This is a genomic window from Hydrogenimonas urashimensis (genome assembly GCF_016593255.1).
In the GTDB taxonomy this organism is placed as follows: domain Bacteria; phylum Campylobacterota; class Campylobacteria; order Campylobacterales; family Hydrogenimonadaceae; genus Hydrogenimonas; species Hydrogenimonas urashimensis.
The window spans coordinates 89255-111970 of record NZ_AP023212.1 but is presented as its reverse complement, the minus strand read 5'-3'; the positions used below and the strand labels follow the sequence as shown (position 1 = coordinate 111970).

General features: G+C 53.0%; 21 protein-coding genes. 6 read left to right on the top strand and 15 right to left on the bottom strand.

What is annotated here, in order from left to right:
* Positions 1-138: 138 nt before the first annotated feature.
* A complete protein-coding gene (prmC, locus tag JMG82_RS00555) occupies positions 139-969 on the bottom strand; it encodes a peptide chain release factor N(5)-glutamine methyltransferase (protein WP_201353001.1) in 831 nt (276 codons plus the stop codon).
* Positions 966-2213, bottom strand: a complete 1248-nt coding sequence (locus tag JMG82_RS00550; RefSeq protein ID WP_201353000.1) for a M48 family metallopeptidase — start codon at positions 2211-2213, stop codon at positions 966-968. Before JMG82_RS00550 ends, prmC begins: the two co-directional genes overlap by 4 nt.
* 106 nt (positions 2214-2319) lie before the next feature.
* Between JMG82_RS00550 and abc-f the strand changes: the two genes are divergently transcribed.
* From abc-f to JMG82_RS00530, 4 genes are all read left to right on the top strand, one after another.
* A complete protein-coding gene (abc-f, locus tag JMG82_RS00545) occupies positions 2320-4269 on the top strand; it encodes a ribosomal protection-like ABC-F family protein (protein ID WP_201352999.1) in 1950 nt (649 codons plus the stop codon).
* Positions 4270-4281: 12 nt separating this feature from the next.
* The gene (locus tag JMG82_RS00540; protein WP_201352998.1) at positions 4282-6108 is read left to right on the top strand and encodes a hypothetical protein; all 1827 of its coding nucleotides are present in this window, start codon (positions 4282-4284) and stop codon (positions 6106-6108) included.
* A 58-nt stretch (positions 6109-6166) separates the two neighbouring features.
* Positions 6167-6484, top strand: a complete 318-nt coding sequence (locus tag JMG82_RS00535) for a thioredoxin family protein (RefSeq protein WP_201352997.1) — start codon at positions 6167-6169, stop codon at positions 6482-6484.
* Positions 6485-6597: 113 nt separating this feature from the next.
* Positions 6598-7038, top strand: a complete 441-nt coding sequence (locus JMG82_RS00530) for a hypothetical protein (protein WP_201352996.1) — start codon at positions 6598-6600, stop codon at positions 7036-7038.
* Between the two features lie 3 nt (positions 7039-7041).
* Here the strand turns inward: JMG82_RS00530 and JMG82_RS00525 are convergent, their stop codons facing one another.
* The 11 genes from JMG82_RS00525 to JMG82_RS00475 form a co-directional block, all read right to left on the bottom strand.
* Positions 7042-8763 carry a putative bifunctional diguanylate cyclase/phosphodiesterase gene (locus tag JMG82_RS00525; protein ID WP_201352995.1) on the bottom strand — a complete coding sequence of 574 codons (1722 nt, stop codon included), beginning with the start codon at positions 8761-8763 and terminating at the stop codon, positions 7042-7044.
* Between the two features lie 143 nt (positions 8764-8906).
* Entirely contained in the window at positions 8907-10262 is a 1356-nt protein-coding gene (locus JMG82_RS00520) for an endo alpha-1,4 polygalactosaminidase (protein ID WP_201352994.1), read from the bottom strand.
* 84 nt (positions 10263-10346) lie between these two features.
* Complete coding sequence (locus JMG82_RS00515; protein WP_201352993.1) at positions 10347-11039, bottom strand: ParB/RepB/Spo0J family partition protein; 693 nt, start codon at positions 11037-11039, stop codon at positions 10347-10349.
* A gap of 1 nt (position 11040) precedes the next feature.
* Positions 11041-12090 (bottom strand): ParA family protein, encoded by a 1050-nt coding sequence (locus JMG82_RS00510; RefSeq protein ID WP_201352992.1) that lies wholly within the window; start codon positions 12088-12090, stop codon positions 11041-11043.
* Positions 12091-12193: 103 nt separating this feature from the next.
* Positions 12194-13405, bottom strand: coding sequence for a BaiN/RdsA family NAD(P)/FAD-dependent oxidoreductase (locus tag JMG82_RS00505; RefSeq protein ID WP_201352991.1), 1212 nt, complete (start codon positions 13403-13405; stop codon positions 12194-12196).
* Between the two features lie 10 nt (positions 13406-13415).
* Positions 13416-14882, bottom strand: a complete 1467-nt coding sequence (gene thrC / locus JMG82_RS00500) for a threonine synthase (protein ID WP_201352990.1) — start codon at positions 14880-14882, stop codon at positions 13416-13418.
* Between the two features lie 295 nt (positions 14883-15177).
* Positions 15178-15525, bottom strand: coding sequence for a divalent-cation tolerance protein CutA (gene cutA, locus JMG82_RS00495; RefSeq protein ID WP_201352989.1), 348 nt, complete (start codon positions 15523-15525; stop codon positions 15178-15180).
* Positions 15526-15573: 48 nt separating this feature from the next.
* Positions 15574-16425 (bottom strand): acetylglutamate kinase, encoded by an 852-nt coding sequence (gene argB / locus JMG82_RS00490; RefSeq protein WP_201352988.1) that lies wholly within the window; start codon positions 16423-16425, stop codon positions 15574-15576.
* Between the two features lie 71 nt (positions 16426-16496).
* Entirely contained in the window at positions 16497-17444 is a 948-nt protein-coding gene (locus JMG82_RS00485) for a tetraacyldisaccharide 4'-kinase (RefSeq protein ID WP_201352987.1), read from the bottom strand.
* Positions 17444-18613 carry a DegT/DnrJ/EryC1/StrS family aminotransferase gene (locus tag JMG82_RS00480; RefSeq protein WP_201352986.1) on the bottom strand — a complete coding sequence of 390 codons (1170 nt, stop codon included), beginning with the start codon at positions 18611-18613 and terminating at the stop codon, positions 17444-17446. The genes JMG82_RS00485 and JMG82_RS00480 overlap by 1 nt, the downstream gene beginning before the upstream one ends.
* A 156-nt stretch (positions 18614-18769) precedes the next feature.
* Positions 18770-19588: a ferritin-like domain-containing protein gene (locus tag JMG82_RS00475; protein ID WP_201352985.1), complete on the bottom strand. Its 819-nt coding sequence runs from the start codon at positions 19586-19588 to the stop codon at positions 18770-18772.
* Positions 19589-19603: 15 nt separating this feature from the next.
* Between JMG82_RS00475 and JMG82_RS00470 the strand changes: the two genes are divergently transcribed.
* The gene (locus JMG82_RS00470) at positions 19604-20200 is read left to right on the top strand and encodes an MBL fold metallo-hydrolase (protein ID WP_201352984.1); all 597 of its coding nucleotides are present in this window, start codon (positions 19604-19606) and stop codon (positions 20198-20200) included.
* Positions 20201-20230: 30 nt separating this feature from the next.
* On the opposite strand, the gene JMG82_RS00465 is transcribed toward JMG82_RS00470, so the two are convergent.
* A complete protein-coding gene (locus tag JMG82_RS00465; RefSeq protein ID WP_201352983.1) occupies positions 20231-20713 on the bottom strand; it encodes a hotdog domain-containing protein in 483 nt (160 codons plus the stop codon).
* Position 20714: 1 nt separating this feature from the next.
* Entirely contained in the window at positions 20715-21620 is a 906-nt protein-coding gene (gene cmoB, locus JMG82_RS00460; protein ID WP_201352982.1) for a tRNA 5-methoxyuridine(34)/uridine 5-oxyacetic acid(34) synthase CmoB, read from the bottom strand.
* A 160-nt stretch (positions 21621-21780) separates the two neighbouring features.
* On the opposite strand from cmoB, the gene JMG82_RS00455 reads away from it, so the two are divergent.
* Positions 21781-22689 carry a cation diffusion facilitator family transporter gene (locus JMG82_RS00455; RefSeq protein ID WP_201352981.1) on the top strand — a complete coding sequence of 303 codons (909 nt, stop codon included), beginning with the start codon at positions 21781-21783 and terminating at the stop codon, positions 22687-22689.
* The last annotated feature ends 27 nt before the right edge of the window (positions 22690-22716 follow it).

The following is a 22716-nucleotide window of genomic DNA, read 5'->3' as shown; positions in this document are numbered from 1 at the left end:
CGTGCACCTCTTAAGCTTTGAACTCGAAGATTTCGGAAGGATGTTCGACTTTTGCGCCCTCTCCGTTTTTCGACAAAAACACGATATAAAACAAAATTGAAAGCTGTGATCGTACCGGCAGGGTGGCGAAATTTCCTCTCATCGGCTTTTGGTTGCCAACTGCAGATAAAATCCACGGTCGAGTCCCGCCAGATCCTTGTAGAACCTGGGCGCAGGAAGCCGCTTTTGGGTACAAAAATCGGCAATCGACTCCCGCTGGTCGTATCCCATTTCACAAATAAGATGGGGAATCTTCCGCCGCTTCGCCGTGAGTATGATCTCCTTGAGCAGTTCATCGCCACATTCACCCCCTATCAGGGCGTTTTGCGGCTCGTACCGCACCGAATGGGGCAGCAGATAGGCTTTGCAGATATAGGGAGGGTTGGAGACAATCATTTCGCACTCCGATGAAACGCCATCCAGTAGATTGGTATGCACAAGTTCGATGCGCTCGTGCAGGCCATATTTTTTTATATTCTTTTCAGCGTATCCGAGTGCCTCCCGGGAAATGTCGGTTGCCACGATTGTCAGATGCGGAAACTTTCTGGCCAGTACGATGCTTACGGCGCCGCTTCCGACACCGATTTCGCAAATGCGCTGCAAACGGTGCTTCCGAATGACCTCAGCGGCCATATCGACCAAAAGCTCCGTCTCGGGACGGGCGATGAGAACACCCTTTCCCACTTCAAGCTCCACATCGTAAAAGGAGACACGGCCTACGATATACTCAATCGGTTCGCTCTTTCTGCGGCGCTCCACGAACCTGCGGTAACCCTCTTCGTCTCCCAAAGATTCGTCACTGTGCGTGTGCAGCCATGTCCGCTCCTTATGGAGAAGATGGGACATCAGTATCTCCGCCTCCAGCCTCGGGCGTTCGGAGACTTTTGACAACAAAACAGATGCTTCGCGAAGCGCCTGTTCGATCGTCATATCGTGCACTCGCCTTTGAGAGCCTCGTCTTCTGTGTCGTCGCGGACACTTTTGTCACCCAGCGCTTTCAATCGTTCGATGATAGGGGGATGGGAGTGGTAGAAGAAGATGGTGAGCTTGTGGGCTTTGGGAAAGCTCTTGTTTTCGTCCACCAGTTTTTTCAGGGCGCTGACAAGGCTTTCACTCCCGCACATTCGCGACGCATAGCGGTCGGCGGCGTATTCGTTCTGTCGGCTTACGAAACTCATGATCGGCATGAACAGGAAAATGAAAACGGAGATCATCAGCATGAAGATGATCATCAGCATCGCCGGCGTTTCGCGCACACCCAACTCCATAAAAAGAGAGGTGGGAAGATTTCCGAAGATGTAGAAGCCGACGAAAAGGACCCCTCCGAGCATCAGGATGTTCTTGTAGATATCGTGGTGTTTGAAGTGCCCCAGTTCGTGTCCAAGAACCGCGAGCAGCTCATTCTCGTTCAGCTTGTTGAGCAGCGTATCGAAAAGAACAACCCGCTTGCTCTTCCCCAAGCCTCCGAAATAGGCGTTCAGGCGGGCATCCCGCTTGCTTGCGTCGATCACATAGACACCTTCGCTCTCAAAACCGCTCCGTGCCAGCAGATTGTCGATCTTCTCTTTAAGTGCCTCGTTTTTAAGAGGGGTGAACTTGTTGAAAATCGGCGCAATGAAGGTCGGATAGAGCAGGTTCAAAAGGACGATCACGGCGAAAACAAGCAGAAAACTGAAAAACCACCACATCGGAACGTTTATGATGATCCAGGCGATCGCGGCACTCAGAACCGAAGCCAGTGCCAGCGTCAGAAGACCCCCTTTGATCTGGTCTTTGATGAAAAGTTCGGGCGTGGAATGGTTGAATTTGAACCGCTCGTCAATGACGAAGGTTTTATAGATGGAAAACGGCAGCTCGACAATGTAATTGACGACAAGGAAAAGATCGACGGCGACGACAGCCTGCCAGAGAGGATCCATGTTCCATGTGATCGTATCGAGCCAGTGGATTCCCCAGGAGAGCCAGAAGACGAAAAGAGCGTACTCCACCAGTGTTTCGACGATTTTGAGCCGCTCGTTGGAGATAAGATAGCGTGCGGATTTCATCCAGCTTCCGGGCTTCATCAGAACCGGCGGCATCTCTTTCGCCCTGGCGACATACCCTATCTGCATGACACTGATGTAGACTTTTATCAAGACATACAGAAAGAAAATTATGGAGAGTGCTTCAACCATTTCGGGAGATCCTTGCATATTTGAAATTATGGGGATTATAGCCAAGTTAGGTTAAAATCCAATTCCATTCGTTCAACCTAACCCAACTATGTAAGAAAAGGTATCCATGGCGCTTGTAGACCTTCTTGAAGTCGACAAACAGTTCGAATCACAGATCATTTTCAAAGGCATCCATTTTCATATCGATGAATATGAACGCATCGTCATCGTCGGTCGCAACGGCAGCGGCAAAAGCACACTCATGAAAATCGTCAGCGGCGAAATCGAGCCGGATGCCGGAAAACGGATCGTCCGCCAGGGCATTCGCATCGAAATGCTCAGCCAGCAGCCCTCTTTCGAAGCGGGGGTGACGGTCAGGGAAGCCATCGAGAAGGAGCTGACGGAAATTCAGGATGCCAAAACACGCTACGAGGAGCTCTCCAATCTTCTGGCCGAAGATTTCGAGAACAAGGCCCTTCTTGAGGAACATGCCAGGCTGACCGCCTTTCTTGATTATCACAACGCCTGGAATCTGGACGACAAAATCGAGCGGATTCTCAAAGAGTTCGACCTCAAAACCTACGAAACCCGGCCGGTAAACCTGCTCAGCGGAGGCGAACAGCGCCGCGTCGCCCTCGCCTCTTTGCTTTTGAAAAAACCGGATATTCTGCTCCTTGACGAACCCACCAACCATCTGGATGTCTATATGGTCGAATTTCTCGAGGAGTTGCTGCTCAAAGAGAAATTTACCCTGCTGCTCATCTCCCATGACCGCTACTTCATCGACCGCATCGCCACCCGCACGGTAGAGATCGACAACCACGAGCTTCGCAGCTTCAAGGGAGGTTACGAAAGCTACCTTCTGCAAAAGGAGCAGCTGCTTCAGGCCATGGCCAAGGAGCACGAAAACCTGCTCAAACTCCTCAAAGCGGAGGAAGAGTGGCTCAGCCGAGGGGTCAAGGCGCGCCTCAAACGCAACGAGGGGCGCAAAAAACGGGTCATGGAGATGCGGGAAAAGGCGAAGAAAAATCCCGCCGCCATCCGAAAGATCAAACTGGAGCTGGAGCGGGAGAAGCACCACTTCAACCGCGAGGAGGGCGTCAGCCGCAAAAAGGTGCTTTTTGAGATCGAACATCTGGAAAAACGGCTGGGCGACAAACTGCTCATCCACAACTTCTCCAACCGCATCCTCCAAAAAGACCGCATCGCCATCGTGGGAAAAAACGGCAGCGGCAAATCGACCTTCCTGCACCTGCTGCTGGGACGCGAAAAACCGGATGCCGGCGTCATCAAGCGGGGCGATTTCAAAATCGGCTACTTCGACCAGCACCGGGAGATGCTCGACGACGACAAAAACCTCATCGAAACCTTCTGTCCTTTCGGTGGCGACCGGGTCGACGTGCAGGGCAAGAACATGCACGTCTACGGCTACCTGAAAAACTTCCTCTTCCCCAAAGAGTACCTGGACAAAAAAATCGGCGTTCTCAGCGGCGGCGAAAAGAACCGGGTCGCCCTGGCGCTTCTGTTTACGAAAAAGGTCGACTGCCTCATCCTCGACGAGCCGACCAACGACCTGGACATTCCCACCATCAACATTCTCGAAGAGTACCTGCTCAACTTCCCGGGTGCGCTCATCTTCGTCAGCCACGACCGCTACTTCGTGGACAAGATCGCCAAAAAGCTCTTCATCTTCAAAGGCCACGGCATCGTCGAAGAGAGTTACCAGCCCTACTCGGAATTCCTCGCCATCGAAAAAGAGCTCAAAAACCTGGACCACTTCGAACAGGAGCTGGAAGTCCGAAAGGCCACCCCAAAAGGCGCCAAACCTGCACCGAAAAAAAAGAAAAAACTGAGTTACAAAGAGCAGCGCGAACTCGACATGCTTCCGGAAGAGATCGACGTGCTGGAAAACCGCATCGCCGAAATCAACGAATGCCTGGCCGACCCCGACTGCTACCAGGAAAATGGCATCCAGAAACTCACCGACGAACTGAACGACCTGGAGGTGGAGTACAATACCAAAGCCGACCGCTACCTGGAGCTTCTGGAGCTTCAGGAGGAGCTGGAAGGACGATAAAAGGAGAGCAAAATGAAAAGAGACGAAACCGCAACGGCCTGTCGAGGATGCGTGCATGACGCCTGCCGTTTTTTTCTCCTGCTGCCCGTTTCGCTGCTGTTTTTCATGCTGCCGACGCCGGCAATATCCCTGGAAAACGGCATCTACATCAACATGAATCAGCCCGGTATGAAACTGGATATCGAAGAGGGCCTCTATGACTACTGGATCGAAAAGGGGGATGAGATTCTCGACATTCAGACCGGTGATTGCGAAATTCGCGGCAAATACATCTATTTCAAACCAACAGCGAGCGATATCGGCAACCTCACCCCATCCCGTGCCGAAATCATCGACAAATGCCGCCTCCGCTGGCAGAAAGCCGGTATCTTTCAACGGGAAGGGTGCCGGTTGCCTGCATCGGACCACACCCCAAAAGCGCGAAGGGAAAAAGCGGGCAAAAAAGCCGTTTCGAACCCTTTCCCAAAACAGTGGCATCTTCACAAAGCCAAAGAGTTCATTGTCTACGTCCCCCAAGGGTGCAGAGTCGAAACCTCTAGGAAGGGTGTGACACTCTCCTACCGCGGCAGCGACGCGTGGCTCGGCAAAACGAAACACCCGGAAACTGTTATCCGGCGAATGGAAAAAAGCTGTCAACCCGAGCACGTACTCCAAAAGGGTGACTCCACCCTATTTCTCTGCCGCACCGGCGCACCCTACCGTATCATCCAGGTCATGACCAAAAGATCGGCACCCGGCATCGCGAGTTTCGTCAGAGCGAAAAACATGGGGGACTTCAAGGCCCTATCGATCGCCATCGCCTCTTTGAAACCGAAGCATACCGATCATGGAGCAAATCGCTCCATCCACACCGCATATCGCCGCTGGACGCCGCGCGACGGCAGTTTCACCATTGATGTCCCGCTAAACTGGCAGGCAGACGGAGGCACCGCGGACCTGGGCGTCAACGGCTACATCCGACTCGTTAGGCTCTCATCCTTAAACGGAAATGCCGGTATTTACGGCATCTACTATCCATTCTATCAGTATGCGCAGCTGTATGGCGGCAACAGCGGGATTCCCCCTCAAAAGCCGCAGGAGTACATCAGATACCGTTTCTTCCAGGACCTTCAAAGCCGTTACAACATCCGTTTTGACAATCTGGCCATCGACTCGGCTGCAGAAGAGCGCGAAATCAGCCGAAAGCTGGAAGCCGAAAACAACGAACTGACACGGAAAGCGGGGTTCACAGGATCGTTACAGACCAAAGCGGTCCTGGCCAGGGCCCATTACACCGAAAAAGGCGAACCGTACGATATGCTGATCGTCGGAATCATCCAGTATACGACCATGCCCCTGCAGGGGGCCGGATACTCCTACGCATGGGGACCGGCACCTCTTTTTATTGAGACGGCGAAAAAAGGAGAACTCTCATCATGGATGCAGGTGTTCGAACATATCGCCACAAGCTGGCAAACCTCCCAGGAATGGCTGATGCAACACTACCGAAACAGTGCGGCCGAAGCCAAAAGTATCCTGCGACACTACAGGAACATGTCTCGAATCATCCATGAAAACGCCGAATACCGGATGAATCAGAATTTGCGGATGTGGGAATCGCAGACGCATGAAAAAACGGAAGAGCTCTGGGACACCTTCTATGCCCTGGGAGGTGAAGAGAGATACGACAATCCCGTCACTGGCGAAGAAATCGACGTTCCCATCGGCGCAGACAGATATTTTTATGACAGCTATTCCCAAACATGGGCAGGCATCCGCAACGACCTGCCGGATAGCGAAGCATTGGTTCGGCACCTGAAAGATGAAGGGTTCGTAGAACTGAAAAAGCACAGGCACTGACAGATCGATTCTGCTACAATGTTCGGAATCGTTTTCATATAGACCGCGAAGGAGCCGCATGAGAATCGAGAGTATCGGAGAGAAGATTCACAACCAAACAGGTGTTATGCTCTATTTCTGGGGCGAGCACTGCAACGTCTGCCACGCGCTGCAGCCCAAACTTTTCGAAGCGTTCGACAAAAACTTTCCCAAAATAGAGAAAATCACGATCGATGTGGGCGAACATGCCGATATTGCCGCACATTTCGGTGTTTTTTCCATCCCCACGGCCATCGTGTTTCTGGACGGAAAAGAGTTTGCGCGTGTCAGCCGGAATGTGAGTATTCCCGCTCTCGTCGAACAGATTCGCCGCCCCTACGAAATTCTTCTCTCATAGGGGTTTCAACACGCTTCGGCACCACTTCTTAAATATAATTCTAATTTATTATTTTCAAGAACGTTTTTACAATAATACTATAAAATATTCTTATCTCACAAAAAGGAGCTGTCATGAAAAAACTGATTGTGACACTTGGGCTCGGAATTGTGATGTTGGGTGCCGGTCAGACCAATTCACCAATGACCCCTGAGCAAAAAGCGCTCAAAAACACGATGACTTCCATGGCCGACGGCCTCATGAAAATCCAGAAGGGTATTCTCTACAACGAGAGGGAAACTCTGCTCGCAGGCGTGCGCGCACTCAAACGCGTCCGAGAGGGATACCTGACAAAACATGGCGAGGCGCTGAAAAAGTTCGAGCCGGACAATCCGAAATTCGCTCTGAGCCTTGCAATGAAAAGTGAACAGAATATCGAACGGTACGTCAGAATGATGCGAGAAGACATCTTCACGAAACACGACTACAGCAAAATAGCCGCCGGTTACACCCATATTATGCAAGAGTGTGTGGGCTGCCACCAGAAACTGCGAAAGTGGACCTGGGAAAAATAGGCGCTATTGCCATCCAAGCCGGGAGAGTCCGGGAAGCCACATCTTCTCGAACGCCTCGACCGGCAGAGGTTTCGAATAGAGATACCCCTGGATGATGTCGCAGCCGATCGATTCAAGAATAGTGCGCTGCCCTTCACTCTCCACCCCCTCCGCAACGATCGCAAGTCCCAGTGTGTGTCCCATGACGATAATCGATTTGACGATCGCCATATCGTTGGGATTGCCCGCGATATCTTCGATGAAACTCCGATCGATCTTCAGTTTGTCCACTTCCAGCATCTTCAGATGGCTCAAAGAGGAGAATCCTGTGCCGAAATCATCGATCGAAAGTTTGAAACCCAACGATTTCAAGGCCTTGATGAGCAGATAGGCGTGTCTTTCGTTTTCGATCAGAATATCCTCGGTCAGTTCCAGTTCGACCGATTCACAGATGACGCCGTATCGTCGGCGCATCTCTTTCATTGTCGGGAGAAATCGCTGATGGTGAAAAAGAGCGCTCGAGATATTGACCGAAACTACGGGACAGAAACGGCACGCCTCTTTCCATCTCTCCAGCATCTCAAGGACACTTTCGATGACGAACGTGTCGATTTTATACAAAATACCAAGCTCCCGGGCCAGCGGGAGAAAACGATCGGGGGGGATGATCCCTTTTTGCGAATGGTTCCAGCGTATCAACGCTTCGGCCCCGCAGATATCGCCGCTTTTCAAATCGATCTGCGGTTGCAGATGGATCATCAGTTCCTTTTTGTCTATCGCTTCGAAAAGCTCGTTCTCCATCTGAATATTGTCGAACATGACATCACTGTTGTGGGCGAAAAACGCGAAACGGTTCTTGCCGTTTTTCTTCGCCTCGTAAAGAGCGATGTCCGCGGCTTTCTGGAGTGTCTCGATATCCCTGCCGTGTTCGGGAAAGAGCGAAACACCGAGACTGATGGAAATATGCAAAGAGAGCCCTTCGATCTCCACGGCATTGTGCACCGCATTCTGGATACGGCCGATAAGAACGCCTATCTCTTCGAGATTGAGGTAGTCTTCGACGATAATGGCGAACTCGTCGCCGCCGATGCGGGCGAAAAGATCGGTCTTGCGAAGAATCCGTGCTATACGCTCCCCGATAATCTCCAGGAGCCTGTCGCCGGCCTTGTGGCCCAGGGAATCGTTGATTCGTTTGAAATTGTCGATATCGAAAACGATCAGCGCCACCTTGTGACCACGCCGGTTCCCCAACGCTACGGCACGCCGGAACTCGTCGACGAAGACATGGCGGTTGTAAAGTCCGGTGAGGGTATCGTAATTGGCGAGCTTTTCCAGCTGCTGCTTGGCGATGACCGTTTCGGTCTCGTCTATCAGTGTCCCGATGATCGCCCGCTCTCCTGTGGAACCAAAAACACTCCCGAAAACACGGATGTATTTGATCTCGCCGCCCTTCGTCACTCCGCGGAATGAGTACTCGATGCTCTCTTCGTGCCCTTCGATCCTCTTTCTGATATTCTTGGTCGCAAGGTCCCTATCGTCCGGATGTGTCAGATCGAGATTGCTCTTTCCGATCAGCTCATGCTGTTCGTAGCCGAATATCTCCGCCAGCCGCTCGTTGACGTAGCTGAACCTGCCGTTTTGTATGATGTATATGCCCACGACGGCATGTTCGACGAGCGCACGGAACTTCTCGTCCGAATCGAGCAAACCGACAGTGACCGAATCCTCTATTCCTGTTTTACCCATAGTCGCTTTCCAGAACCCGTTTCCGACGCACCGGCTGCCACCTCGGAGCTTTGGCGATACGGTTTTAATAGGTGAAAAAATCTGTTATTTCTATATCGTCTTTTTCAAAAAATCATTAATATACATACACTGTTTGGATGGATCTATTCACAGCTGTAGCGAAAAGTGTCATCAAGATCGAGCGGCAAAATAAGTGTATGGAAGCCTCTTCTTTTCGCATCGTCACACAGCTGCCGGCGAATCTCGGGATCGCGGCGGTACATTTGCGCATATTCCGCATTGAACACCGGTTTGCCCGCTTTGATGAAAGGCTCCAGCAGATCACACTCTTCGTAGATGTGGCACTCTTCGTTGAGCGCGAAATCGAACCACGGTTCGAGCGCTTCAACCTGATCCAGGTCGTTTTTCAATGCGACGGCCAGTCCTCTTTTGTGCGCCTCGTCGGCGAGAAATCTGTTGTAGTCGAGCTGGTCCTTGGCACTGAGAGTGAAGCCTGTATCGTTGGCGTACCCATCCACATTGTCAGGCTCCACAGCGTCACACCCTTTGATTCGGGCCAGATCGAGCCTTTTAACCATAATGTTGCGTACCTCTTCGGACCGGATATCGAGCCACCGCTCCCCGGCCCATCCCTCAAGAGAGAGGCCCACCGCATCGGAGGGGAAAGATCCGGCATCCTCCCGCCACTCTTCGTAACTGCCCGCACTGAAATAGCAGACAACCTTCCTGCCGTCTCGATGGAGCGCCTCGATCCGGTCCGTACCGCTGTCGAAAAGATCGATGTCGTAAACTTCGACATCGTAGGAGATGTTCACCTCTTTTTGCAGTTGCCACTGCCATGTGGTATTCGGGGCGGGACGATACCACAGCGGCCACCCGACACCGCTGAGAGTGGGCACCTCCTTCCACGGCCCCTGCGGCACATCCTCCTCCTCGACGAATCGCCAGTCGACCCAGTCGATATCCTTCAGACCCAGATAGTCGCGAACCGCCGGAGAGAGATCGATGCCGGCGTTTGCGTTGAGGGTGTTCTTCGGTGCCGCGTTACCGAAAACATAAGCGGCGTCATCCTCGCCGAAAGGCCCGGCATCTTCCCATTGGGCATAGGCTCTCTTCCCGTCCTTGACGATTTCGATCCAGCGGTTTTTGCAGTAGGAACGCTCTTTTGGAAGGCCCGGCTCGTACCAGGGAATCGTTGCGGAAAGATCCGGTTTTCTCTCACCGTTTTCATCGAAGTCGTTGAAAGGGAGTGCCGCGTAGAAAGGATTCTCCATAGGCTTGAAAGCGGCGGGAAGATAGCCGTTGCGCCGATCGGGCGTATCGACCCCTCCGTACCGCTCCATCCACTTTTCGTCCCACACGCTGGCGACATTGGCGATACCGCCGTTGTCCGCACTCGCCTCCTCTCCGATCCAGAAAATCGTCGAAGTGATGTTTTCATGGAGAGGATAGCTCTTTTGCGCCACCCCCCTTTCATCCGCCGAGGCCTCCGTCGGCACCGGGTTTCCGCCGCTTCCGCAGCCGGTAAGGAGGAAAAGGCAGGACACAATGAAAAAAACGGAGTGGCGCAACGAATCTCCCTGTTATAATCGACTCAATCGGTAGATAAATCGGTAAATTTCCGCTTTTGTTGCCTCATCTGCCTCTTGGCCGTCGATGCGCAGCTTCAAACGCACCCCTCCCTTTTCGATATCGAGTTCTCCATGAATGACGCGGAAATATCGCTTCAGTAGACCCTCGAAATGTCGGTTGAACGCGTCAAGGACCCCTTCTGCCCCTTCCGTCTCGAAAAAGAGCTCACGGTAGTCGGCAACCTTGAGGCCCGTTCTTTTTTCGATCGTCTCGTCGTCGAAACCGAACTCTTTTTTGAGCCGGTGCAGATAGTGCACGACTTCAATCAGATCGAAACTCTCCGGGGCGTTGAGAATATAGGGCATGAAAGGCGCCTCTTCCGCCTCCGCTTCGACCACTTCCGCCGAGATATCCGCCCGTCCCAACTTTTCGGCGGCGGCGACCCTGCGATATCCATCAAGAATCTCGTATCGTTCCCCTTTTTTTCGGACAATAATCGGTTCCAGCTGCCCCTGCTCTTTGATCGATCGCACCAAAGAGGCCGGCTCTTTTTCGAAGAGTCGTATCACGACCCCTTTTTCGAGAGAACTGAGCGGAATCGTCTCCAGTTTCTCTCCCTGTTCTTTGAAAATCCCGTGCGTCTCTTTTTTCGACAGTGCGCTTTTGGCATTGCTTTTGAATTTTTCCAGATTGATTTTCGCCATCCTACGCCTCCACCGCTTTTTCGATCGCATATTCGAGCATGCTCTCGGCGATCATAAGTTTTTTCTCCAGTTCCTTTTTGTACTCGATCAGAGGGATGTGCAGATTCTGCGACTCTTTAAAACGGGTACTCTCTTTGATCGTGTAGAGATTCTCTATCCCTTCGTTGACGGCCATTTCGGCAATCGCTTCGATGTAGACGCTGTGGATGTTGCTCTTTTTGACCTTGTTGATAAAGACAGAATCGACCTTTACATCGTGGTCGGTCTCTTCGGCCAGTTCCTTGATCTCCAGATAGAGTTCGTTCAATCCGTTGACGCTGAAATCCTCCGCGTCGGTGACGATACTCACAAGATCGCTGGCATAAAGAGACATATGCAGTGAAAGCCCCGTTGACGGAGGCGTATCGATGACGATAAAATCGTAATCCTCCTTCACGAGCTTGAGGATGTCGCTCAGTTTTTTATGCGGAAGTGTAAAGACCGACCGGCTCAGTTCGACGATACGCCCCAGGGAGAGTTCGCTCGGCAGAAGATCGATCGTCGCGTTGTCGAACGCGATCGGCACAATCTTCTCTTTGATCTCCTCGTACCCCACATGCTCCCGCCGGCTCATCCGATCGAATAGGTTCTTGATGCTTTCGCCTACGAAGTAGCGGTTGGCGAAATAGCGGGAGCTGTTGGCCTGTGAATCCATATCCACAAGCAGCACCCGTTTGTTCAGCAGCGCCAGGTTGTAGGCGAAATTGGCCGCAATGGAGGTTTTGCCGACGCCGCCCTTGAGATTGGAGAAGGAGATCACCCGGGGACCGTTTCTGTTTGCAAAACGGCCGGATATCCCGTCGTCCGTTTCGAGTTTTTTGAACTCTTTGTCCTTTTCCAGTCCCAGCATCGTTTTCGCATAGTCGAACATTATCCGCGGCACATAGTACGTCTCGCGGGTGGATGAACTCTTTTTGATGCCGGGAACGACACGCTTTTCGAGTATCTCTCTCGCACGCTCCGGGCCGACGTGCATCTTTTTCGCGGTTTCGCCGAGCTTGAGGATTTCCATAGTCCGTCACCTTCGATGAAATTTTAAAGAATTCTAAAGATTATCCCAGATTGTGACTTATGGAAGACTGAAAAGAGCCGGTGACTCCTCCCTCAGAAAGGTTTCAGAGAGATTTTCCGGCAAGATATCCACTGGCCCAGGCGAAATGGAGGTTGTAGCCGCCCCGTTTTCCCACGATGTCCAGCACCTCTCCTACCAGAAAGAGGCCGTCTACTTTTTGCGACGCCATCGTTTTGGGATCCACCTCGTCGGTGGCCACCCCGCCACCGGCACTCTCTGCGTGTTTGTACCCATGGGTATCGGTCACCTCGAACCGCCAGGCTTTGATCCGGAAGGCGATCTGTCGTATCTGTCTGGCATTGATCTTTCGGCAGGGGGTCTCCCCGGGCAAATCGAGCGATATCAGAAGCTGATCGGCTACCTTCAGGGGCAAAAACCCGTGTATCAGCCGATGGATTGAGGCATCAGGAATCCACTTCAGGGCATGGGTCATCTCCGATACGAGCTGCTGCCGGTGATAATCGGGCAGCAGGTCGATCTCCACATCGACCCGTCTGCCTTCCCGAAGAGCCCGTGACGCATCGATGGAGATATCAAGAACCGCGAAGCCGGAGATGCCGTACCGTGTAAAGAGCAGGTCGCCGTTGACCTTCCCGCCCGGGCGGCCATCTTCAAAAAGTCTCAAAGCGGCATCGCTTTTGACACCGCTCATCTTCTCATGCATCTTTCCCGCCAGATGCAGGCCCACAAGCGCCGGATAGGGAGCAACAACGGTATGTCCCAGTTTTCGTGCCAGATGAAGGCCGCCGTCTGTTCCCCCAAGTTGCGGAGCGGCCGGAGAACCGGCTGCCAACACCACCCTGTCGTATCCCTCGGAGCCTGCCGGAGAGTGGATCAGGAAACCGCCGGAAACCTTCTCTATCGAGTCAACGGGGGTTTGAATCCTGACATTCACACCGCGGCGGCGGATCTCCTCCGTGAAGGCACGATGCACCGAACGGGCCTCGTTACTTAAGGGATAGGCTCTGCCGTCGGGTCTGATCGAGAGCGGAAGGGCGATGGAGTGGCAGAATCTTTCGAAAGCGTCGAAATCGAATCGTTTCAGGGCGTAGCGGACAAAAGCGGGATGACGGCCGCTGTAATCTTCCAAAGAGAGGCGGCGGTTGGAGATGTTGCAGCGGCCGTTGCCGGATGCGAGGATCTTGCGTCCCAATTTCGGACCCGATTCATATAAATCTATATGAATACTTTTTTCCGCTGCCGTCAATGCGGTCATCAACCCCGCCGCACCGCCGCCGACAATCGCTACACGCATCGGGAGTTCATCAGATGAATTTGAGGATCTCTTCCTCTATCCGCTCTTTGTCGACCACCGTGTCGTGGATGACCGGTTTTTCGAAAAGGTCGGCGATCACTTTGGGAACGGGTACGCCGTAATGTTCGCTGATCCACTGCAGTGCATCGAGATCCCGCTTTGCCCTGTGGCCCAGCGCTTCGCTGACTGTGGGGCTGAACTTCGTCCATTCGGCTGTCGAGTAAATCACCGTTTTGAGGCTCTTCTTTCTCAACTCCCCGTAGGCTTTGAAGCAGGTGGCGGTATGCGGGTCCATGATGTACCCCTTTTTGGCGTATTTCGCGATGATCGCCTTCCCCTCCTCGTCACTGCAGAAGGTGGCGTCGAAATCCTCCCGAAGCATCGCCAGTTCATCTTCCGAAAGTCTGTAGACGCCCTTTTCGTTCAGATCGTCCATCAGCTGTTTTGTCCGCTCCGCGCCGAACTTGTCGAAAAGGACCCGCTCCACATTGGAAGATTTGAGAATGTCCATAGCCGGTGAAGTGGTCTGAATGAGCGATTTTCCCCGCAGATCGTACTCCCCTTTCGTGACGAGTTCTGTCAGGATGTTGTTGATATTAGATGATATGAGAAGCTTTTCGACCGGAAGTCCCATCTTTTTCGCGTAGTATCCGCCCAACACATTGCCGAAATTCCCGCTGGGTACGATCAGATAGACAGGTTCTCCAAGCGAGACTTCACCCTCTTTCACGAGCCTCAGATAGCTGGAGACATGGTAGATGATCTGAAAAATGATTCGTCCGAAATTGACCGAGTTGGCGGCGGAAAGTTCGGTATGGCTCTCTTTGAGCCTGGCATTGAAACTCTCGCTGGCCAGAAGATTCTTCAAAGCGGTCTGGGCATCATCGAAATTTCCCCGAATGCCGATCACCTTTTCGTTGCTGGCTTCCTCCGTCACCATCTGCAGGCGCTGAACGTCGCTGGTTCCCCCGCTTGGATAGAGGCATGCCACCTTGATGTTCGGGGTGTTTTTGAACGTTTCGAGCGTCGCGGGTCCCGTATCCCCGCTGGTCGCCGCCATGATAAGGTAGTGTTCGCCGCGCTTTTGCGCCAGTCTGGAGAGAATGTAGCCGAAAGGCTGAAGGGCCATGTCCTTGAAAGCGCGTGTCGGTCCGTGCCACAGTTCGCTGACAAAGGCATCCTCTTCCACCTTCACAAGGGGGACAGGGTCGGAGGGGTCATCGAAACGGTTGTAGCGTGCCAGCGCGTTGTCGAGATCTTCCGGGTCCACATCCACGTCGAACTTTTCAAAAAGCGCCCGACTCAGATCGCTGTAGTGGCTGTCGATATGGGCTTTGAAAAAATCAAACCCCAGCTCAGGCAGCTTTTTGGGTACGTAGAGTCCGCCGAAGCTGGCACTCGGGCTCAGTATCGCTTCACTGAAAGTCACTTCCGACGGCTTCCTGCCGTCATTGCCGCGTGTCTCGATGAAAGTCATGCATCATCCTGCTTTTTTGGTGAAAGTATACCATTTTTCGGGTACGCACATCCGGTTCTCTCTTCGGTTTCAGGGCGTTTTCTCTCTTCGGCTGTTTCTGCAACGGCAGACCTCTCTCAACCGGTGGGAAGAGCAAGGCAGCGGCTCCCGTCGCCGTTTCGATGCATCGGCGGTGCGTTTTGGCAATTACAGGCTTTTCCGCCTCCAGACGCTCATTGCAGACAGGAAAACCCGAGCCGCCTCGCCACTGACGGTGAAAAAAGAAAACCCGCTCCTCCGTCACTCCCGCTTTCGTCTATCTCTTTCGCAGCGCATCGTCCAGCCAGGCCAGATAGTCGCGATCTCCTCCGTCGATCTTGAATGCCAGAATTTCTGGGAGGTCGTAACTGTGCATCTTTCTGATCAGTTTTTTGAGTTTGGCAAGCACTCGCCTGTCGGTTTTGATCAGCATCAGTGTCTCGCGATCTTCCTGTACCTCTCCTTTCCACCGATAGATGGATCGGACTTTCGGCACGATGTTGACACACGCCGCCAGCCTCTTTTTGACAATTTTGCGTGCAATGCGCTCCGCCTCGGCTGTATCGGAAGCTGTCACCACAACCAACCGGAAATCAGCCACAGCCTGCTCCGGCTGCCGACCCATCGTAATCTTTCACTTCGTCGCTGCAGAGATTCATGTTCCACCTCCCGCTCAATGAACGATCTGCGTGCCGATCCCTTCGCTGGTAAAAATTTCCAACAGAATGGAATGTTCGACACGCCCGTCGATGATATGCGCTTTCTGGACCCCCCCTTGAATCGCTTCGAGGCAGGCGTCGACTTTGGGTACCATGCCTCCGCTGATGATCCCTTCTTGCTTGAGCAGCTCGATCTTTTCGGTTCCCAGCGTCCCGATCAGCCGGCCTTGGCCATCCAGCACGCCCGGCGTATCGGTAAGGAAAATCACCTTCGTCGCCTTGAGCGCTATGGCGATCTTGCTTGCGGCGAGGTCGGCATTGATGTTGAAACCCGGTTCGCCCGGATCCTTGCTCGCGGCGATCGGTGCGATGACGGGAATGAAGTCCTCGTTCATCAGATTCTGCACCACATCGGCGTGGATCTCTTCGATGATCCCCGTATAGCCGAATCGGCTGCGGTCTTTCGCCCGTGCCTGGATAAAATGGGCATCTTTGCCGCTGATGCCGATCGCTTTGGAACCGTGGTCGTTCAGAAGCGAAACGATCTCCTTGTTCACCTCCCCGCTGAGGACCATTTCGGCGATGCGCATCGCCTCTTTCGTCGTGACACGCTGCCCGTCGACAAAACTTGTTTCGATGCCAAGATCCGACAGAAGCTGCGTTATCTTGGGCCCACCGCCATGCACGACGACAGGACGGATACCCACCAGATGCATCAGTACGACATCCTGGGCGAATTTCTCCTTGAGTTCCTCCTTCACCTGGGCGGCCCCGCCATATTTGATGACAATGGTTTTGCCGGCGAATTTCTTGATGAACGGAAGGGTGTCGAGCAGTGTCTGAACCACTTGCATCTTCTTTTTCATGATCATTTCTCCAAATGGTATCGTCTGGCAGAGAGTATATCAGCCCGCAGGTAAAAAAACGATGAGTGCGATTACGTAGGAGCCGCAGCCGGTCGTTGAGTGTCAAAACGCTCGACATACCTTTCGATTGCATCGAAAACGGTAGGTTCAATGCGCAGCCGAAGCGTAAGAAGTGCCATGTCAAAACCGGATGTTTCAAGTTTCACGGCATCTTTCTGTGTGGTCAGAATCTTTTTTACGCCGGCAATTTGCATCGCTCTTTCAATTTCGTTTGTGTCGAACCAGGCATGGTCCGGACGTATCAGGCGCCCTTTGATCCGCCCTTTTGGCAAAAAGGGTTCCAGCCGCTGGGGATTGGCGATGGCGGTGACCAGAAGCATTGGCTCGTCACATCCCTCGCATGTGACGATGCGTTCGAAATCCCTTCCTTCCACGAGCACGAGGTCTGCAAACTTTTTCTCCGACGGAAATTCGCGAAAGGGCCCTGAAGGAAGCGGCAGGATGTTGGGAGTTTTGGCGGGATAGAGAAGTATCTCGAACTTTTCTATCCCCACTTTGCTGAAAGCGTCGTCGAGAAAAACGATCGTTGCCCCCATCGCATGGGCTTTTTCGATCGCCTCGATGCGGTCTTCGGCGACGATGATCGTCGCATCGGGCAGTGATCGCGCCAGCAGCATCGCTTCGTCGCCGCTCGTTTCGACATCCGATTCGATGCGTCCCCATCGGCTGACTACCACGAGCCCCCTGCTCTTGCGGCCGTAGCCGCGCAGTACGACGGCCGCTTTCTCGTACCTTTTCGCCAGGGTGATCGTCATCGGCGTCTTGCCGCTGCCGCCGACGAGCAGATTCCCCACCCCTATGATCGGGAGTTTGAATCTTCTGCGGCGAACGATCCTGCGTCGAATCCACATGATCGAAGCGTAGAGAATCGAAAAAGGAAGAAGCAGAAATGCTGCCGCCCAGTGGTACCATTTCGGGCGGTAGTAGAGATTTTCGAAAAAGGTGACAACGGCGGGCATCAAATATGTTCTGCGGCGACCTCTTTGACCATGTTGCAGACATACTCGACGTCACTGTCGCTCATATTGTGGTAGATGGGAAGAGAAAGCACCTGCTGATAGGTCTGCAGCGCCTGCTGAAAATCGTTGACCCTCAGATTGTATTTCTGTTTGTAGTAGCTCATCAGATGCAGAGGAATGTAGTGCAGCCCCGTATGGACACCCTTTTCTTTGAGCGCCCGGGCGAAACCGTCCCTGTTGCGGTCGATGCGCACGATATAGAGCTGGTAAATATGGTCCCGTTTTTTCACAGGAAGCGTCACATGTTTGATACCGGCAAGCTGTTCGTCATACATTTTCGCGATCTGCTGTCGTCTTGCTATCATCTTGTCGACGCGACTGTATTGGGCGAGCGCGTAGGCGGCATCGAGAATGCTGATATCATATTTGCACCCGATATCGACGACATCGTACATATATTCGAGATTTCCGTATTTGTCCCATCCGTCCGACTTGATGGCGTGGTTGCGCAGAAGGATGGAGCGCTCATAGAGCGAATCGTCCTCACACAGCAGCATCCCCGCATTGGCGATGGAGTGTTTCATGTGGGGGGAGAAGCTGAAACAGGTGATGTCGGCACCCGTGGCACCGATGGGTTTTCCCTCGTAGCTCCCGCCCAGCGCGTCGCTTGCATCTTCGACGATCCGGATACCGTACTTCTCGGCTATCTCGTAGAGTCTCGCCAGATCGGTGGGCTGCCCGCCGACATGGTTGATGATCGCCCCTTTGAGCTTTTTCGACTTGTTCTCTTCCAAAATCTTTTCGAAAGCATCCAGGTCGATATTGAAATCCTCGCTGTCGATATCGACGAAAATAGGCTCGGCATCGAAATGGCGAACGACTTCCGGTACGGAGGGAAAAGAGTTCACCGAGCAGATGATCTTGTCGCCGCGTTTGAGATCCATCGCGCACATCGCCAGATGGAGCGCGGATGTACCGCTGTTGGTCGAAACGGCATAGGTCGCCCCGGTTTTTTTGACAAACGCATTTTCGAGATCTTCGATTTTCGTTTCACCCTCCAGATCGAGAACCTGTTCGATCTGCTCACGCTCCGCGTTGCCGATGTCGGGTTTGAAAAAGGGGATTTCTCGTGCCACGTGATGCTCCTCATCTTTTTTAATGTGGTACATGATATTGAAATTTTTATTAATGGCAGCTTTTATATATAATTGGAAGACATAAGTTAGCCGGGATTTCCCATCTTTTAGCCTATGCGAAGAATATGTAGGCGCCCCACCCATCTTGCAGGGCATTCCATTTTTGTCGGAAAGATTCTGGATGCACTCTTATTCACACTTTTCGGCCCCCATCCGTTTGAGCTCTTCGCAGGCGAATCCCGCGGCACGACGCGCCTCGATGTTGAGCTGCGGATGTCTCTTTTCCATGCCGGGATAGAATCGCTCGATTATCTCGAAATAGACCGAAGGGTCGATACCCCGCTGTGCGCACACGTATTTGAACCATCTGTCCCCTTTGGCGACATGGACGACCTCTTCCTCCAGGATCACCTCCAGCGCTTCGGCGATGGCATCGAGCATCGCATCGGGGGGAGAGTTCCGAAGCTTTCGGATGATTTTCGGATTGGCATCCAGGCCGTTGGCTTCCAGGTACCTCGGAATCACCGCCATCCGTTCCAAAATATCTTTCCCGCTCTTTTTTCCGGCGTCAAAAAGTGCCGTATGCACAGGGTAGTCGCCATACCTCACACCCGCTTTCTTCATCAGTTCCTCAAGCATGCGGAAATGGCGCACCTCGTCGTCGGCCACCTCGATCCAGTCCCTGTAGTACTCGCGGGGCATGTGACGGAAACGGTAGGCCGAATCGAGCGCAAGGTCGATGGCGCTGTATTCGATATGGGCGATGGCATGCAGAAGTATCCCCTGCCCCTCACGATTGTCGAAATGTCTGCGCTTGGGAACATCCCGGGGGCGAACGATCTGCACGATGGGGGCATAGGAGGGTTGTTCGAAAAGACTCACCGGTGCGTCGTGATCGAACGTCAGCTTGTTCTGTTTCAAATTTGTGTACAATTGCTCCACAAGCGCCCCTTTTTTACGAGGATCGCTTTCGAGCAGTGCGGCGCGTGTTTCACTGAAAAATTCCATAGGAAAGATTATACCATGCAGATACAGATGCAGCCGATGGGAGCGTACCAAACCAACTGCTACATCGTCACGATCGACGGAAGGGATCTCATCGTCGACCCGGGTGTCGGAGCCACGGAATGGGTCATGAAACATGTGAAAAACCCCATCGCCATTCTCAATACCCACGGCCATTTCGACCACGTCTGGAGCAATGCGGAGTTGAAAAAGCGGTTGGGTGTTCCGATCTGCTGTCCCGAGGGCGACACCTTCATGCTCGAAAAGGATCCCTTTTCCCAGGGAACGCCCCCTAGCAGGGCGGATGTCGCCGTCAAGCCGGACGAAACACTGCAACTCAGCGGCGTGACGATGACCTTCCTCCATTTTCCGGGACATACACCCGGCACAAGCGCCATCGAGATCGAAGGAAACTGGTTCTGCGGAGATTTTCTTTTCAAAGGATCGATCGGGCGGGTCGATTTTCCCTACTCCGATCCCGTCGCGATGGTAAAAAGTCTCAAAAGAGCACTGGAATGGCCCAAAAACGCCATTCTCCATCCCGGCCATGGACCCCGGACGACACTGGAAGCGGAAAAGAAGGTCATCCCCTACTGGATCGAGGCACTGGGCTGATTTGGGCTCGGTTGCCCTTCGTCAATTCTTCTACGCTTCGTCTTTGACGAGTTTGAGCTTCAGCACATGGCGTTCGAGAACGACCGCCATGAACTCCCCTTCGAAGACCTTGATATCTTCAAAATAGCCGACGACATGGATATTCCGCTTTCGTGCCTCTTTGTAAAGCTCTGTGGCTTCGAAAACGATCCTGTCACCCACTTTCACCGGCGAGAGAAAACGGCATTCACTGCTGACAAGTACCACGTTCGGGTCGTTCACGGCCGCCATGGCAGCGAAATCCGCTGCGGCGAAGGTAAATCCTCCATGAACGAGTCCCATCTCGTCAACGACCATTTCACGGGTCGTTTCGAGTTCCACCTTCGCATATCCCACCCGCAGCTCGAGAAGAGTGCCGCAAAGGGACTGGTCGATGCGCTGATGGGTTTTGAGTTCGACGCGTTCAAGCAGTTCCGGATGCAGCTCTTCGCTTTCGCTCTCCGTCTCCTCTTCGGTGATGATCTCTTCGGCCATACTACTTCCTGTAGGTTTTGATATAGACCCGTTTGGGAGCAGGATATCCTTCGACCGTCAAGGCTGAATTGTGCGGATCGAGGAACGCATCAAGGCTTTCTCCCGCGATCCATTCGGTCTTTCGCTGCTCTTCCTTTTCGGTTTTTACGATCTCGAGCACTTCGAAACCTTCAAAACCCGCTTTTTTGCACCAGTTTTCCAGCGCGGAAATCGTCGGAACGAAATGGACGTTCGAAATCTTCGAATAGGTCGACTCGGGCACGAGGCAGACCGGCTCTTCTCCGTCGATCATGAAGGTATCGAGAAAGAGTTCGCCGCCGCGTTTGAGACACTGTTTCAAAGATTTCAGCGCCGCAATCGGGTCGCTTCGATGGTAGAGCACTCCCAAACAGAACACTGTATCAAACATATCGGCAAACCCGCGCATATGTTCAATGCCCAGCATTTCGTAACGTAGCAGACGGCTTTTGACATAGAGGTTGATCAGATCGAACTGGGTTCGAAAAAGCGGAGAGGGGTCGACGCCCATGATACTGTGGGGACGAAACTCGAGCATCCGGAACATATAGTACCCGTTGTTGCATCCCACATCGGCCACCCTTTTTCCTTCCAGATCCATGTAGGGCCTGAGCAGATTGTACTTTTTGAAACTTCGCCACTCGCTGTCGATGAAGATTCCGAAGAGATCGAAGGGCCCTTTGCGCCACGGTATCATCATCCGCGCTGCCGTCTCTATCTGTTCACGCTGGGCGGAGGTGACGGAGTCGCTGCGAATCGTAACGGTATCGTCCAGCAGCACTTCGACGTCGTCGATGCGGGGCAACTTCTTCAGCGCTTCGCGCAAAGGTGCGATATTTTTCCAGCCGAGCCAGGAGCGGCGCTCTTCGATGATTTTGTCAATATCCATAAAGAGGATTATAGTTTAAATCGGATAAAATTCATAAATCTGTCCATCGGTGCGAAGTCGGCTGCACTTCACCGCGGCGCCTTGTTCCCGTACGGCGACGATGCCGCGGACGAGGGTGCATGCCGCACCATATAAGAAAAATTTTTTCCGGAGATAAAATATGACAATGCAGAAGAGAGCCACCGTTGTCAGTTCATCCGTCGCTGTCGTTTTGGTGATCGTCAAACTGATTGTCGGGATCATCAGCGGTTCCGTCGCCGTTCTCGCATCGGCTATCGACTCCGGCCTCGACCTGGCCGTCTCGCTTTTTAACTATTTCGCCGTCGCCAATGCCGAAAAACCGGCCAGTGAAAAGTTCAATTACGGACTCGGCAAAGTAGAAGCGATCGCCGCTGTCATCGAAGGAGTCGTCATCACGATGTCGGGTCTGTTCATCGGATACAAGGCGGTCATGAAAATCCTCCATCCCGAACCGATCACCCACCTGGATGCATCGATCGGGGTGATGCTGCTCTCCATCGTTATGACCGGCGCGCTGGTGATGTATCTTAACCATGTAGCCAGGGTCACCCAGAACATGGTGATCAAATCGGATGCCCTGCACTACAAAACCGACCTTCTGAGCAACGGCGCCATCCTCGTCTCCCTCGCCGTCATCCATTTCACTGCTTTCTTCATGATCGATGCGATTCTGGGCATCCTCATCGCCATCTACATCATCTACTCGGCCTACGAGCTGATTCATGAAGGGGTATTGATGCTTCTGGACGTGGCGCTCGAAGAGGAGATAGTCAAAAAGATCGTCAAAGCGATCAAAAGCGAACCGGGTGTGACAGACTACCACTGGCTCAAAACGCGAAAAGCGGGCAACGACTACTTCGTCGATGTCCATCTGGTATTCAATCCGGAGATGTCACTGCTGGAAGCGCACCGCATTGGCGACAACGTCGAGGAGAAGATCAAGGCAGTCGACCCGAAAGCCGACTGGCTCATCAACATCCATCTCGATCCCTATGACGATTCCGTCATCAATATGGAGGAGGCTGCAAAATCAAAAAAGGAAGCGTAGGCAGAGTCAGATAGAAAAAGAGGAGCG